Raw genomic sequence first — 14250 nt, 5'->3', positions numbered from 1 at the left:
GACCCCGCCGGCGGGAGATTTCTTACAGCCGATGTTCCCGGGTTTGCGGTGGCGCGCACGGCAGCCATGCGAAGGCATCGCATCGTACGTGTTTCCAAAGCCCGGCCGGCTCGTGCCGGACGGGCTTTCCATGGCCCGGCCTATTCGGACTCTTTGCGGCGTTTTTCCACTGCGTCGGGCTGCAGGTTGCTGCGGGTGCGGCCGTAGAACAGGATCGACGACTTGTCGTAGTGCGAGAAGCCGTAGATGGGGTCGCTGGCATCCTGAAGCGTGCCGGTCTTGGCGTCGTAGAACGTCAACAGGAACTTGGCGACGCCGGTTCTCTCCTTGCTCTTCCAGATTGCGAGCTCGGGGGTGCTCAGCGGTCCGGCCAGCGGGATCGGGATGTCGGCGCTGGGTATGCCGAACAGGTGTTCCGTCTTGTCGATCGACAAGGCCCCGCTGCTCACATCGAGAATGGTGTCGGCGTCGTCGGGGCCATTGGCCAGGGCAAAACCCTGCTTGAGAAGGGCGGCCTTGATCGTGCTTATGGCATAGAGATTCTGGTATTCACCGCTGGAGCCGAAATTGCTCGTATCGATATAGATACGATTGCCCGCGGGCAGATTCGGTGCGATCTGGGCGCTGGCCTGATCGGCTGCGGTGGATAGCAGCAGCTGCTCACGCGCGGTCTGGCCTGGCTCCGTTTCTCGCAGGGTTGTACAGCCACCGAGCACGATCACGCCCAGCAGACAGGGAACTAGATAACGCGGCATCGATCATTCTCCAAAAAACACGGTTGACTTGGAGGCTAGCAAATCTCCGCGTTCGCCACAGAATATGCAATGCGCCCGCCATTGTGTTGTCTCATGCTTGATTCGCGGCACCGATGCCGCCATTGATATAAACAATCCACAGACTCCTGCGGAGGGAGTGACCCGATGAACGCATTGCGTACGACGTTATTGCTGGCCGGCCTGACCGTGCTGCTGGTATTGATCGGCAACGCCCTGGGCGGTACCGGCGGCATGCTGATAGCGCTGATATTCGCAGCGGTGATGAACTTCGGCAGCTACTGGTATTCCGATCGCATGGTGCTCAAGATGCACGGCGCGAAAAGAGTCGATGCCAACCAGGCACCCGAGCTCTATCGGGCGGTGCAGGAGCTGTCGCGGCGCGCGAAACTGCCGATGCCCGCGGTCTATATCATGGAATCGGATACGCCCAACGCGTTTGCCACCGGGCGCAACCCGGAACATGCTGCGGTCGCGGCCACCTCCGGCCTGTTGCGGATCATGAATCGTGACGAATTGTACGGCGTGCTCGCCCATGAACTGGCGCATGTCCGCCACCGCGATACCCTGATCAGCGCGATCGCGGCGACGTTTGCAGGCGCCATCGCGATGATCGCCAACATGGCGCAGTGGGCGATGATCTTCGGCGGCTTTCGCGGCAACAACAACGACAGCGGTGGCGGGGGCCTGATCGGCGGGCTGGCAATGATGATTCTGGCTCCGCTTGCCGCCAGCGTGATCCAGATGGCGGTGTCACGCTCGCGCGAATACGGCGCCGACGCCGGCGGTGCCGAAATCGCCGGCAATCCGATGGGCCTTGCGAGCGCGCTGCGCAAGCTCGAACAGGCCAATCGGGCGCAGCCGATGGCCAGTGCTGCGCACAATCCGTCGACCGCCCACATGTTCATCGTCAACCCGCTGAGCGGCGTGAATCTGGGCAAACTCTTCTCGACGCATCCGAGCACGGAAGAGCGCATCAAGCGCCTGGAGGCGATGGTCGGCCGCATGTAGCCGGCGCGCTACAGGCCGAGGCGTCTCGACTCGAGCCCGGGGCGCGTACCTGCCGTTTCGCTCGCCTGTGTCCGTGGGGCCAGCGCCAGAATCGGCCTGGCGCTGATTCGCATGTGGCGCGGCTCGAACAGCGGGCCTTGAGCCGGGGTATGCCCCGCGACCGCGATCGACCGCGAGATATCGATCGCTGTCGCCGACAGGGCGTCGTGTGTGCTGGCCTGGGAGATGGCAATCTCCAGCAGCAATGGTCGTCGGTCGTCCTCGTAACCGCTGACGCGTCGACGCATGATTTGACCTATCGCGCTCGTTGGGCCCGCAATGACAGCATTGTTCAGCGTCACCATCATCGGGGATTGGTATGACGACACCCGCAGACATGGACGTTCGCGCAGAGTCCGTCTCCCATGACGAACGCCATCGCATCCACCGGATCGGCTGGCTGCGCGCGGCGGTGATGGGCGCCAACGACGGCATTGTGTCCACCGCAAGCCTCGTGCTGGGTGTCGCCGCCGCGGGCACGAGCCGCGAGAACGTGCTGATTGCCGGAGTCGCCGGGCTGGCCGCGGGGGCGATGTCGATGGCCGCAGGCGAATATGTCTCGGTCAGTTCGCAGGCCGACGCCGAGCGCGCGGATCTGGCGCGCGAACGCCGGGAGCTGATCGCGTATCCGGTAGAGGAGCACGCCGAGATGACTGCTATCTATGTTGGCCGGGGCCTGGATGAACCGCTGGCCGCCGAGGTGGCGTCTCAGCTCATGGCGCATGACGCGCTCGGTGCCCATGCCCGTGACGAACTGGGTATCTCCGCCACGATCACGGCGCGTCCGGTACAGGCGGCGCTGGCCTCTGCGGCGGCCTTCGCACTCGGCGCGCTGCTGCCTTTGCTGGTGGTGTGGCTGGCGCCGGCCGGCGCGATGGGCTGGGGTGTGGGCCTGGGTTCGCTTGTCGCCCTGGCGCTGCTCGGCGGCTTGTCGGCACGGGCCGGCGGTGCATCGATAGCAGTGGCCGCGGCGCGGGTCACGTTCTGGGGCGCGCTGGCCATGGGCCTGACCGCGGCGGTCGGCGCGCTGTTTGGCGGGGTCGCCGGTTAGGCGAGCGTTCGGGCTGGGCTGCCGTGAGACGCGTCTTGCCGGGCGTCAGTTTGAACTATCGCTTCCCATTTGCCGGCGGCGGCTCTCGATCTCGTCGCTGAGTCGGTCGCTGCGACTGCGAAATCCGCCAGTCGAAGCACCGCCGCGCTGGAGGCGTGTGCCGGTGACACCCGTTCGCGTCGGCACGCGGCTTTCGCCGCGTAATCGAGCCGGCGCCGAGTCGCGTTGCTGGGTGGCCTCGGGCAGGGCGCGCGAACTCGCGGGTGAATCACTCCGGATCGCTCGCCCGCTGTCGCCGGCGACGTTGAAAGTCGCGGCCGCGCACAGCGCGGGGGCGGCAAGGAGCAGGGCAGCGAGTAGGAATTTGCTGTTCACAATGAGACATCCTTGGCCGTGATTCGATGCTATGCCAGCTTCCCTGAGTACCAGAAGCGTGCGGGCACTGGAAGTGGCTGGGTACAGGGACATGTCGGTAAAGCGTATCCGGAGTCGCCGATTGCGATGGCGCATGATTTTATTGTAGTCACGATTGTCGCGCCGGTCTCGGGCGCGATCCACGTGCTAATGTCGATCGAGAGCCATTACTTGAGTACTGACCATGAAACTCATGCGCCGTTTTTGCTATGCGCTGCTTCTGGGCGGATTGACGGCCACTGCGGTATTGGCCCAATCCGCTGACGAAACCGCGTTGCAGACCGCCGACGGACCGCTGGCCCTGCATCCGGTCGAGCACGCCAGTTTTGTCATGCACTGGAACGGCCACACGATCTACGTCGATCCGGTCGGCGCCGCGCAGCAATATGACGGCCTGGGCGCCCCGGATCTGGTGCTGATCACCCATGCTCACGGCGATCACCTGAGCCCGGATACGCTCGCGGCACTCGATACCCAAAACGCGATCGTGGTGATGCCGCAATCGGTCGCCGACAAGCTGGATACCGAGTACGGCAAATCACGCCTGATCATGGCCAACGACGACAGCGTCGACGAGCTGGGCCTGAACATTCATGCCGTGCCCATGTACAACCTGCCGGAGTCGCCCGATGCCTATCATCCGAAAGGCTGGGGCAACGGCTACGTGCTGACCCTGGGCGGCAAGCGGGTTTATATCGCGGGGGATACCGAAGGCGTCGCGGAGACGCGCTCGCTCGAGAATATCGATCTGGCGTTCCTGTGCATGAATCTGCCCTACACGATGGACGTGGAGCAGGCCGCCGATACCGTGCTCGACTTCAAACCGGCGATTGTCTATCCCTACCATTACCGCGGTCAGGATACGGAGCAGTTCAAGGCACGGGTCGAGGCCGGCGATGCGGACATCGACGTGCGCCTGCGCAACTGGTATCCCGGCTGAGCCGGTTGCGATGCAGCGCCGCCCACGGGCTCAGGCCTTGAGCCGGTAGCCGGTCTTGAATATCCACGCCACGATGAGCAGACAGGCGACCAGGAACACGCAGATCATGAGCAGGCTCAGGCCCACGCTCACGTCGGCGACGTCGTAGAAACTCCAGCGAAAACCGCTGACCAGATAGACCACCGGATTGAGCAGGGTGATCTTCTGCCAGATCGGCGGCAGCATGTCGATGGAGTAGAAGGTGCCGCCGAGAAAGGTCAGCGGGGTGACGATCAGCAGCGGCACGATCTGCAGTTTTTCGAAGTTGTCGGCCCAGATGCCGATGATGAAGCCGAACAGGCTGAAGGTGATCGCCGTGAGGGCCAGAAACAGCAGCATCATGCCGGGATGGGCGATCTGCAACGGCACGAAGAAGGTCGACGTGCCGAGAATGATCAGCCCGAGTACGGCCGACTTGGTGGCCGCCGCGCCCACATAGCTGATCACGATCTCGACATAGGAAATCGGCGCCGACAACAGTTCGTAGACGGTGCCGATGAACTTCGGAAAATAGATCGCGAAGGAGGCGTTGGAGATACTCTGGGTCATCAACGACAGCATGATCAGCCCCGGCACGATGAATGCGCCGTAGCTGATGCCGTTGACCTCGGTGATACGCGAGCCGATGGCCGAGCCGAAGACCACGAAATACAGCGACGTGGAGATCACCGGCGACACCACGCTCTGAAACAGCGTGCGCCAGGTACGGGCCATTTCGAACTTGTAGATGGCAGCGATTGCGTAAAGATTCATGTGTCTTGTCTCACCAGGCCCACGAAGATTTCCTCCAGTGAGCTTTGCTTGGTATCGACGTCGCGCAGGCGGATGCCGGCGGCGTCTAGATCGCGGAACAGAGTGTTGATGCCGGTACGCTTGTCGTTGGCATTGTAGGTGTAGACAAGCGCGTCGCCGTCGGCGGCCAGTTCGAGTTCATGCGGTGCCAGCATCGAAGGCAGGGTGTCGATACGATCCTGCAGTTGCAGGGTCAGGCGTTTCTCGCCGAGCTTGCTCATCAATTCGGCCTTGTTTTCGACCAGGATGATTTCGCCCTGGTTGATCACGCCGATGCGGTCGGCCATCTCCTCGGCCTCTTCCAGGTAATGCGTGGTGAGAATGATGGTCACACCGTGGGCGCGCAACGAACGCACCACTTCCCACATGCTGCGACGCAGTTCCACGTCGACCCCGGCCGTGGGTTCGTCCAGGAACAGAATCTGCGGTTCGTGGGACAGCGCCTTGGCGATCATCACGCGCCGCTTCATGCCGCCAGACAGCGTCATGATCATGTTGCTGCGCTTGTCCCAGAGCGACAGATCCTTGAGCACCTTCTCGATATGAGCCGGGTTCTTGGGCTTGCCGAACAGACCACGGGAAAAACTGACGGTCGCCCAGACGGTCTCGAAAGCGTCGGTGGTCAGTTCCTGCGGTACCAGGCCGATGCGCGAACGGGCGGCGCGAAAATCAGTGACGATATCGTGACCGTCGGCCATCACCTGCCCGGTACTGGGGCTGACGATGCCGCAGATCACGTTGATCAGCGTGGTCTTGCCCGCGCCGTTTGGGCCGAGCAGGGCGAATATCTCGCCGGGCGCGATCTCCAGATCGATATTCTTGAGCGCGGAAAAGCCGGAGTCGTAGGTCTTGGACAGACCCCGGATGGAGATAATCGGTTGCACCGCGTCGTCCTTGTCGATGAATCATGTGCCAGCCGGTTGTCGCGCGGCAAATGCGCGAACGCCGGTCGGCGGCGCCTAGTGTAGTACGACACACGCCGGCTGATCGTACGCACGGTATCCGAGGGCGATGCATGCAACCGTCTTCATGTACGCTCCGACGACAACAACGACATAAAAGGAACGATGCAATGATTGGTTACGCGACGATCGGTGTGAGTGACATGGCCCGGGCGAAAGCCTTCTACGAGTCGCTGCTCGGGGCCATGGAGGCCCGCATACTGCTGGATATGGGGCGTATCTGTTTCATCGGTCAGAGCATGAAGGCGCCGATGCTTGCGGTATGCACGCCCTACGACGAGCAACCCAGCGCACCCGGCAACGGCAACATGGTGGCCTTCCAGCCCGGCTCGAAAGAAGGGGTGGATACGCTCTACCACAAGGCCATCGAGCTGGGCGCGACCGACGACGGCGAACCCGGCCAGCGTATTCCCGACCAGTTCTACGGCGCCTATATCCGGGATCCGGACGGCAACAAGGTCGCGTTCTTCCACTTCGGCTAGGCCTCTGGCCGGCACGATGGCGGACTCGGCATTATCCGGCCGGTTCGCAGCGATCACGCATCGGCCTCCTCACGCCGGGCGTAGGCAAAACTGTGGCGGGATAGCATCATCAGTCTGTCCCGCCGTGTTTTCAGGGGAGCACCATGCAACCAACGCCCGTTGATCATTACCACCCGCTTGCGAAAGCGTTTCACTGGCTCGTGGCGGTACTGGTGTTCGCGGTCTGGCCGCTGGGAGCGGTGATCGAGTTCATCAAGGACGAGGACAAGACGGCGTTCTATCTCTGGCACGAGTCGCTGGGGTTCCTGGTGCTGTGGCTGATGCTGGCGCGGCTGTGCGTGCGCTTTCTCACCGTGACCCCGGCGAAACCGCCGATGCCGCGTTGGCAGTCCGGGCTGGCGAGCACGGTTCAGTGGGCGTTGTATCTGGCGCTCATCGCCATGCCGATCAGCGGTTTTCTGGCCACCAATGCCCACGGCTTTCCGCTCGAGTGGTTCGGACTGCTGCCGGTCTGGAGTCCGATCGGAAAGGCGCCCGATATCGCGCCGCTATTGTCGGCGGTTCACTACTGGATCAGCTGGACCATCCTCACGCTGGTGGTTCTGCACGTGCTCGGCGCGCTGCAGCATCGCATCATCCGGCGCGACGATACCCTGCATCGCATGCTCTAGTTTCGGTCGCCCGCGGCCGCTGACCGGGTTTCATCGCAAGGTCGTTGCCGGTCGCGATCAGCGCACAGCCGCGCTTGTCCGGTCGGCCCGTACAGTGGCGGTGTGGTCCGAGCGCCATGCGATAGCCCAGATCAGCAGGCCGCAGACAGCGAGCGCACAGCCGACCACGCCGGTCGAGCGCAGGCCGTAGCCGGCCGCCAGCGCCAGACCCGCCAGCCACGGGCCGAGCGCATTGGCCATGTTGAAAGCGACGTGATTGAGCGCAGCGGCGAGATTCTGGGCGTCGCCGGCCACGTCCATCAGCCGTGTCTGCAGGACCGTTGCCAGCGCGGCGCCAAAGCCGATACAGAACACATCCAGCGTGATCGCCCAGACGTGACCGGTCGCGAGCGGAAACAGGGCCAGCGCGATGATGGTCCAGCCGAGCAGGAAACCCGCCGTGGGCATCTGTGCTCGATCGGCAAAACGCGGCACCACGATATTGCCGGCGGTCATGCCGAGCCCGAACACACCCAGCACCAGCGGTATCCATGCCTCGGACATGCCGGTGATCTGGTCGAGCGTCGAGGTGAGATAGGTATACACCGAGAACAGACCGCCGAAGCCGATCGCGCCGATCGCGAGCGTCAGCCAGACGGCACCGCTGCGTAGTGCGTCCAGCTCACGCAGCGGACTGGCGCCGGCGGTCGCGCCGGTGCGCGGGGCGAACCGCGCGATCAGTGCGATGGTGATGGCCGCCAGTGCGGTCACACACCAGTACCCCCAGCGCCAGCCCACGGCATTGCCCAACCAGGTCGCCAGCGGTACGCCGACAATCGTCGCGGCGGTCAGCCCGAGCATGACCGCGCCCACCGCCTGGGTGCGCCGGCCGGCCGGCACGACCGATGCGGCCATCAGCGCGGCCAGTCCGAAATAAGCCCCGTGCGGCAGGCCGCTGAGAAACCGAAACGTCAGCAGCCAGCCGTAGCTGGGCGCGAGCGCGCTCAACGCATTGCCGAGGGCAAACATCGTCATCAGTGCCAGCAACAGCGGCTTGCGTCCGATACGCGCGGCCAGGACGGTGATGATGGGCGCGCCAAACACCACGCCGAGCGCGTAGGCACTGATGATATGGCTGGCCGTCGCGGCATTCACCTGCATGCTGTTCTGAATGAACGGCAGCAGGCTCATGGTCGCGAACTCGGTGGTGCCGATGGCGAAGCCGCCGGTCGCCAGAGCGAGCAGAACCGGGAGCGGATTGACTGGGCTGGACATGTAAATTCCGTGGTTCGAGAAGGCGTCACGCGAGCGACGCGCGGCATCAAGATTCATTCGCGCAGAGTCGAGTGTCGACACAGCAGCGCGGTCGTTGCCGAGCGGTGGACTTCATTGCCGGACCGGATGCTCAGACCATGAATGCGGTGGATGACGCCGCGGTGACCGCGTTCCTGGACGGTTGCGACACCGGAGGTTTGAAAAGACAGGTCGGCCGCGACGGTAACGACAAGTATTGCGATGAACGGCCGCTTGGCCGTTCGCTCTTTTCGTCATCGCGGGCGCCGGAGGTTCATGGATATGGGCGGCTTTGCAGTGTGCAATACCCCCATGCAATATCCATACAAACGAACGAAGGGATGACAACGAGCGCGATCGCGCGACGGGGCGTGATCCGCATAAACCGACGAATTCCATTACCCGTGGTGCAGCGTGCGGTGCCGGCGCCGTACGTTGCCGCTGACGCCCCGTAGGCGAGAGATGCCAACAGCCGTCACGCGACGATATGAAGCGGGGCCCGCGCCTATTGGCAGGAGACCCGGATCGGTGATATCACGGCCGCATGAATCAGGATCTCGTCGTCGTTCTCACCACCCTCGCGCTCTACGCCGGCCTCGTCGTCAGCCCCGGACCGGGTTTTGCGTTGATCACGCGCCTGTCGATGTCCGGGGCGAGAACCGCGGCCTATGCCGCGTCGCTGGGCTTTGCCGTCGGCGCCACCTTCTACGCGATCCTGACCATGACCGGTCTGGTGATTCTGCTCGAACGGGTGAGTTGGCTGGCCGCCGCGGTCGAGGTGGCCGGCGGCTGTTATCTGATCTATTTCGGTGTATCGGCCTGGCTCAGCGGGGCGGCGGCTACGGGCGGCGAGAGCCCGGATATGCCCACGGGCGCCTGGCGGGGCTTTCGGATCGGGCTGCTGGTCGATCTGTCCAATCCCAAGGGCATCGCGTTTTTCCTGAGCCTCTACAGCGTGGCGATTCCGGCGGGTACCGCGCTCTGGGCCAAGGCCGCGATACTGGTCGGCGGCTTTGCCCTCGAAGTGCTGTGGTACAGCCTGGTCGCGCTATTGCTCTCCAGCCGGCCCGCGCGAGCGACCTATCGCCGATTCGGCGGCTGGATCGAGCGCGGGATTGGCACCGTACTGGCCGGCTTCGGCGCTCGATTGATCGCCGCGCGGCTGTAAGTCCGGTTCGCGGTCCGTTTGCTGCCGCGCGCAGCGCGGTAGTCAACGCCTGTATGGTCGGCGAGCCGGCTTGACCGGACGCTCAGGCTCTAGGGTCCATCCGCGTATCGGTGTCGCAGTCACTGTACCCGCGCGCCTTCCTTCTATCCGAGACTGCACTCGAACTGGCGCGCAAGCACCGCGGGCGACGGCGGTTGCAGAGCTTTGGCACGAGGTCGGCCATGGTCGATTGTCGACTGCCATCGTGTCGGGCTATCGCGACGTTAGTGCGATTATTTCGTGCGATAGGGTCATCGTGGCCGGAACAGGAAATATTTAAATAAAACCGCGCTAAAAGGGTTGAAAAACCCCCGAATCGTGTCAATATCTCGCCCTGCCAAAGAGGTTATTGGATAATACAGCAATCGCCTGCCTTGGCATTTTGGTATGCAGACGCTTCAGATGCCCGCAGCTGGTGTTGTGGCCCGTTAAAGATAGCTTCGGGACGCCGCATTCACTCCCGGAGCGGGCGTGCCGGCGATCGATGCGATTACGCTGCTGGCCTGATGGCAGCCGGGCATTGGTGATCTAGGCGGCTGTAGAGGAGCGGATGCGCCGCGCGAGCGGATTTTCGAGATCGAATGCGCGCAGGACGCCCACGTGCATCGTCGAAAAAATGAGTTTCAGGTTACATGGGCGGCCAGGGTGCCGGTCATGCGTTCAGTAGCAAGGGGCGTCTTTGACAAGACGCTCATTCAGAGGAGGATTGGAAATGTTGGTGCTTCGTAATTTCGCTTCGCGTTCATTGATGTACGGTCTGCTGGTGGCGTCGATCTGCATGCCGGCGGTGGCCATGGGGCTGGCGTATGACGCCAATCCGCAGACGGCTGTGACTGCTCAGAGCACGCACGTGCCCATGCAGTACATGATCAAGCGGGTCGATCAGCCGCTGGACTGAATCACCGCATGCCAGATGTGAAAAATGCCCGGCTTCGGCCGGGCATTTTTTTGCCTGGCATCCGAGGGGTCGGCCCGCCAACTCCGCTCAGCGTAGAGGGCGGTCGGTTGTCCGGACGCCGGCGGGGAAACGTGGCGCCGCGGCACATGACACAAGTCAGAATGTATCCAACCGCATGAGCCCGAAACGCGCCAGTGCGGGCATGAGTATTTGCGTTGTCGCCGCTGGCCCGGTGCTTGCTACGATTCCCCGTGGCCTGCGCGCCGGCCATGACTGCGCGCAGGTGAGCGCCGCTACCCGCCGGGCGATGGCATCGCTGCTATCGACGAACTGCAGGTCGGAGGCAGCAGCGGCCGCCAGTTCATGGGCGACAAGCGGGAAATGCGTGCAGGCGAGTACGACCGTGTCCATCGAGCGGCCGCGAGTCTGGCTGTGAAGACCGGAAAGCGCGTTCGAGGCGGCCGGCGAGAGCCGGGTGTCGCCCACTAGCCGTGCTTCGGCGAGATCCACCAGTGCCGGGGCGCCGTGCCTGAGAATCGTGCAGTCGGGTGCGAAGTCGTCGATCAGCTGGTCAAGATAGGGTTGTCGTATGGTGGCGTGGGTCCCCAGCACGCCGATCACGCCGGTTCGGGTCCGCGTTGCTGCGGTCTTGATCGCCGGCACGGTGCCGACGACGGGTATATCGAGCGCGTGGCGCACGGCGTTGATCGCGATAGTCGACGCCGTGTTGCAGGCGATCACCAGCAGTCGGGGGCGGTAGCGCTCGACCAGCCGGCCCAGCAACGCGGGAATCCTGCCTGCCAGATCGGCATCGTCGCGCATGCCGTAGGGGTAGCCCGCGCGATCCATGGCGTAGACGATGGGCGCGGCGGGGCAGTGCTGTCGAATCCGTTCGAGTACCGACAGGCCGCCGACCCCCGAGTCGAACACCAGCAGGGGTGCCCGAGCATCCGGCGCGGCTGTCTCCGGTGACAGCATCAATCGATGCGGGCGAGTGTCCGGCGCGCGGGGCAGTGGATATCGCAGCAGAAAACTCGCGGCGACGCGTTGCCGAAGGCGATTGAAAGTGTGATGCACATATCGGTGCCGGCACTCGACTGATAGGGGCGCGAGATCTTGTGACGACGCGGGTCGCTCATGGCCGCACGAAAATACTTTCGGCGAAACCAGGTGCCGCCGCTGGTGTCGCTGATCGGACCGGTCTGGCGCACACGCGTGGCCGCGGCCTCGTTGCCGCGAAAGTGCACGACTTCCTCGCCCCATTCATTGAGCAGATAGCAGCGCGCGGTACGCGGCAGTTTCAAAAGCGATTCGCAGGTCTGTTGGATCGGCGCTCCGTTTTCGATGGCATCGGCCACGGCGCGAAACACGTCTACATAAGGCGCGAGTTCGCGACGGCTCGCGTTGTCATCGGCCAGGGCGGCCTCGGCGAAGCGGGTGGTCAGCGATTCCAGACAGCGCGTGGCCTGTTTCGGGTGGCGGTCGATCGTCTCCACCGGATAGCCGAAATAAAAACCCTGAACGAAATCCACGTCGGCGTTGATGGCCAGCAGTGCCTGCGCTTCGGTTTCGATGCCTTCGGCGAGCACCAGACTGCCGGCTTCATGCATGAGCGCGACCAGATTCGGAAGGACCTGGCGCAGGTGTCCGGTGCGGTGCTGTTCGGCCTCGACGATAAGCGAACGGTCGAGCTTGATGATATCCGGAGCGACACGCCAGATGCGATCGAAGTTGGAGTGGCCTGCACCGAAATCATCGAGCGCCACCAGTGCGCCCATGTCGCGAAAATAGGTCACTGCCTCCATGAGCAGCGACTCGTCGCAGATACTCGATTCCAGTATTTCGATGACAAGCAGATGCGGTTCGAGCGCGGCCTCTGCGAGCGCGTCGGCGAGCAGGCCTTTGCGGTAACTTCGCTGGGTAATGGTGTTGGGATCGAGGTTGAGGAACAGCCAGCGGCGTTCCGGCGTCTGCATGGTGAAGTTCCGAACATGCAGGGCCTGGCAGGTCTGGTCGAGTTCGAGTACCCGCTGATGACTGTCGGCAGCTGCGAACAGTTCGAGGGGCGACACCGGTGTGTCGGCCGCATCGGTGGCACGGATGAGCGCCTCGAAGCCCACGGTACGGCGGTGACTGAGGCTGAAGACAGGCTGAAACACGCTATGCAGGGCGTAATCTGCAAAGGGTGCACGGATGCTGGCGTGCACGGGGCGCGTTGATTCAGCGATGGTCATGGATCAGCAAATCTCCGGCTCGGAACAGGATACGCGGCAGGCCCGAAAAAGGACGCCGGGGGCGAATGAGCGCTCGCCCCCGGCTTCAAATCGTCCGTTTTTACGAAAGAACCGGCGGCATATCATCAATCCTGACAGGCACGCGTCATGTTCGATCAGGTAAATATCGGCCGGGTGATAGCGTTTCTTGACCCGTCCGAAAGAGCAAAGCAAGGATCAGGCCGGAAAGTTACGATTGGGATCGTAGGCTTTGAACGTGCGCTGATAGCAATAGATATAGGCAGCGAAGAATCCGGCGGCAATATAGAACGGCGTCGCGAGATAGCCCGCGCCGAAGAACAGTCCGGCAAACAGCGGGCCGGCCGCGCGCGGAAGCTGTATCGCAGCACTGCCGGTGCTGGCAGCAGTGCCGCGCCGGTGGGGCCGCACCAGACTCACGGTCAGGGCCTGGCGCGCGCCGGCACTGCCCCGGTTGAGCGCCGAGCGTGCGATATGCAGCACCGCGGCCATCCAGAAGCTCGGCATGAACGGCAGCAACAGCAGCATGACCAGACCCAGACTGCGCATCCACACGACCGCGCGGACCACGCCGGTGCGCCTTACCAGCCGGCCCGCGCCGATCGACGAAACCGCCGTCACCCCGTAGGCCAGCGCCATGACCGGGCCGATATCTTCCGGCCCTTGGCCGAATCGCAGCGCGAACCAGTACGCCATCAGGGGGCCGACCAGTCCGATCGCCACGCCGTTGAGTGCATTGATGCCCATCAGGCGCAGCAACAGCGAATTCTCGCGGCGATTGTCGTCGTGGTCGTCCTGGACGCTCTGCGCGCTGTCGGTGCTGAATATGGGCGGCCGATCGCGGGCCAGCGAGATCAGCAGCAGACAGGTGAGCGCGCCGATCAACACCAGCCCGAACAGCGGCCGGAACGACAGGGCGCCCGGTAGCCAGGTCGAGAACAGTGTCGGCGTGGCCGCGAGCAGGGCGCCCAGGCCCATGCCCCCGAAGCCGAGCGCCATATTGAGGCTGTAGACGCTGCCACGTGCGCTCGCGGCCAGCGGCTGCGACAGCCAGGCGAGTTCGACCGGCGCGAACGGCCCGCTGCTGCCGTTGGCGCCACGGCCGAATCCACCGAAGAGCGCGGCGAGCACGAGCAGCGGCGTCGCGGCGGTGGACAGGGCCAGCAGGGCGGCGACCACCTGCACGCATTCGTAGCAGAGCAGGAAACGCTTGCGGCCGAAGCGATCGCTCAAGGGCCCAGAGGCGATCACCAGCACGGCGTCGAACAGCAGGCCGGCGGTGAACAACGCCCCGATCGCTGGCGCGCCCCAGCCGAGGGCGTCGAGATACAGCGCGAAGGCGACGATCAAGGCCCCCTGACCCACGCTGCGGGCGGCGCGTGTGCCCAGCAGCAGACGGGTATCGCGCGGTAGACCGGTGCGGCGGGCGCTCATCGATGTGACTGCT

Annotated in this window: 16 protein-coding genes; 8 read left to right on the top strand and 8 right to left on the bottom strand. The window is 63.7% G+C overall.

The window, feature by feature from the left end:
• Positions 1-140: 140 nt before the first annotated feature.
• On the bottom strand, positions 141-755 hold the full coding sequence (locus ACFOSU_RS15160) for a DUF6655 family protein (protein ID WP_380690781.1): 615 nt from the start codon (positions 753-755) through the stop codon (positions 141-143).
• A 165-nt stretch (positions 756-920) separates the two neighbouring features.
• Between ACFOSU_RS15160 and htpX the strand changes: the two genes are divergently transcribed.
• A complete protein-coding gene (gene htpX, locus ACFOSU_RS15155) occupies positions 921-1784 on the top strand; it encodes a zinc metalloprotease HtpX (RefSeq protein WP_380690780.1) in 864 nt (287 codons plus the stop codon).
• 8 nt (positions 1785-1792) lie between these two features.
• On the opposite strand, the gene ACFOSU_RS15150 is transcribed toward htpX, so the two are convergent.
• Positions 1793-2071 carry a hypothetical protein gene (locus ACFOSU_RS15150; RefSeq protein ID WP_380690779.1) on the bottom strand — a complete coding sequence of 93 codons (279 nt, stop codon included), beginning with the start codon at positions 2069-2071 and terminating at the stop codon, positions 1793-1795.
• Positions 2072-2142: 71 nt separating this feature from the next.
• On the opposite strand from ACFOSU_RS15150, the gene ACFOSU_RS15145 reads away from it, so the two are divergent.
• Together ACFOSU_RS15145 and ACFOSU_RS15140 are read left to right on the top strand one after the other, a co-directional pair.
• A complete protein-coding gene (locus tag ACFOSU_RS15145; RefSeq protein WP_380690778.1) occupies positions 2143-2874 on the top strand; it encodes a VIT1/CCC1 transporter family protein in 732 nt (243 codons plus the stop codon).
• A gap of 598 nt (positions 2875-3472) precedes the next feature.
• A complete protein-coding gene (locus ACFOSU_RS15140) occupies positions 3473-4228 on the top strand; it encodes an MBL fold metallo-hydrolase (RefSeq protein WP_380690777.1) in 756 nt (251 codons plus the stop codon).
• A 30-nt stretch (positions 4229-4258) separates the two neighbouring features.
• Here ACFOSU_RS15140 and ACFOSU_RS15135 read toward each other — a convergent pair whose 3' ends face one another.
• Together ACFOSU_RS15135 and ACFOSU_RS15130 are read right to left on the bottom strand one after the other, a co-directional pair.
• Positions 4259-5020 (bottom strand): ABC transporter permease, encoded by a 762-nt coding sequence (locus ACFOSU_RS15135; protein ID WP_380690776.1) that lies wholly within the window; start codon positions 5018-5020, stop codon positions 4259-4261.
• Entirely contained in the window at positions 5017-5943 is a 927-nt protein-coding gene (locus ACFOSU_RS15130; protein WP_380690775.1) for an ABC transporter ATP-binding protein, read from the bottom strand. The genes ACFOSU_RS15135 and ACFOSU_RS15130 overlap by 4 nt, the downstream gene beginning before the upstream one ends.
• Before the next feature lie 188 nt (positions 5944-6131).
• Here ACFOSU_RS15130 and ACFOSU_RS15125 point away from each other — a divergent pair, with 188 nt between their 5' ends.
• Together ACFOSU_RS15125 and ACFOSU_RS15120 are read left to right on the top strand one after the other, a co-directional pair.
• Positions 6132-6503 (top strand): VOC family protein, encoded by a 372-nt coding sequence (locus ACFOSU_RS15125; protein ID WP_380690774.1) that lies wholly within the window; start codon positions 6132-6134, stop codon positions 6501-6503.
• A gap of 143 nt (positions 6504-6646) precedes the next feature.
• Positions 6647-7174 (top strand): cytochrome b, encoded by a 528-nt coding sequence (locus ACFOSU_RS15120; RefSeq protein ID WP_380690773.1) that lies wholly within the window; start codon positions 6647-6649, stop codon positions 7172-7174.
• Positions 7175-7231: 57 nt separating this feature from the next.
• Here ACFOSU_RS15120 and ACFOSU_RS15115 read toward each other — a convergent pair whose 3' ends face one another.
• Positions 7232-8428 carry an MFS transporter gene (locus tag ACFOSU_RS15115; protein WP_380690772.1) on the bottom strand — a complete coding sequence of 399 codons (1197 nt, stop codon included), beginning with the start codon at positions 8426-8428 and terminating at the stop codon, positions 7232-7234.
• 137 nt (positions 8429-8565) lie between these two features.
• Between ACFOSU_RS15115 and ACFOSU_RS15110 the strand changes: the two genes are divergently transcribed.
• The 3 genes from ACFOSU_RS15110 to ACFOSU_RS15100 all read left to right on the top strand — a co-directional run bounded on the left by ACFOSU_RS15110 (position 8566) and on the right by ACFOSU_RS15100 (position 10551).
• Positions 8566-8901 carry a hypothetical protein gene (locus tag ACFOSU_RS15110; protein ID WP_380690771.1) on the top strand — a complete coding sequence of 112 codons (336 nt, stop codon included), beginning with the start codon at positions 8566-8568 and terminating at the stop codon, positions 8899-8901.
• Between the two features lie 89 nt (positions 8902-8990).
• Positions 8991-9614, top strand: a complete 624-nt coding sequence (locus tag ACFOSU_RS15105; protein WP_380690770.1) for a LysE family translocator — start codon at positions 8991-8993, stop codon at positions 9612-9614.
• A 751-nt stretch (positions 9615-10365) separates the two neighbouring features.
• Positions 10366-10551 (top strand): hypothetical protein, encoded by a 186-nt coding sequence (locus tag ACFOSU_RS15100; RefSeq protein WP_380690769.1) that lies wholly within the window; start codon positions 10366-10368, stop codon positions 10549-10551.
• A gap of 156 nt (positions 10552-10707) precedes the next feature.
• On the opposite strand, the gene murI is transcribed toward ACFOSU_RS15100, so the two are convergent.
• The 3 genes from murI to ACFOSU_RS15085 all read right to left on the bottom strand — a co-directional run bounded on the left by murI (position 10708) and on the right by ACFOSU_RS15085 (position 14237).
• The gene (gene murI, locus ACFOSU_RS15095) at positions 10708-11529 is read right to left on the bottom strand and encodes a glutamate racemase (RefSeq protein ID WP_380690768.1); all 822 of its coding nucleotides are present in this window, start codon (positions 11527-11529) and stop codon (positions 10708-10710) included.
• The gene (locus ACFOSU_RS15090) at positions 11529-12785 is read right to left on the bottom strand and encodes an EAL domain-containing protein (RefSeq protein ID WP_380690767.1); all 1257 of its coding nucleotides are present in this window, start codon (positions 12783-12785) and stop codon (positions 11529-11531) included. Before ACFOSU_RS15090 ends, murI begins: the two co-directional genes overlap by 1 nt.
• A gap of 216 nt (positions 12786-13001) precedes the next feature.
• Positions 13002-14237 (bottom strand): MFS transporter, encoded by a 1236-nt coding sequence (locus tag ACFOSU_RS15085; RefSeq protein ID WP_380690766.1) that lies wholly within the window; start codon positions 14235-14237, stop codon positions 13002-13004.
• Between the last annotated feature and the right edge of the window lie 13 nt (positions 14238-14250).

This window comes from Salinisphaera aquimarina, from assembly GCF_042643355.1.
GTDB lineage: Bacteria > Pseudomonadota > Gammaproteobacteria > Nevskiales > Salinisphaeraceae > Salinisphaera > Salinisphaera aquimarina.
The sequence above is the reverse complement of the archived record's forward strand: the minus strand, read 5'-3'. Positions and strand labels throughout refer to the sequence as shown.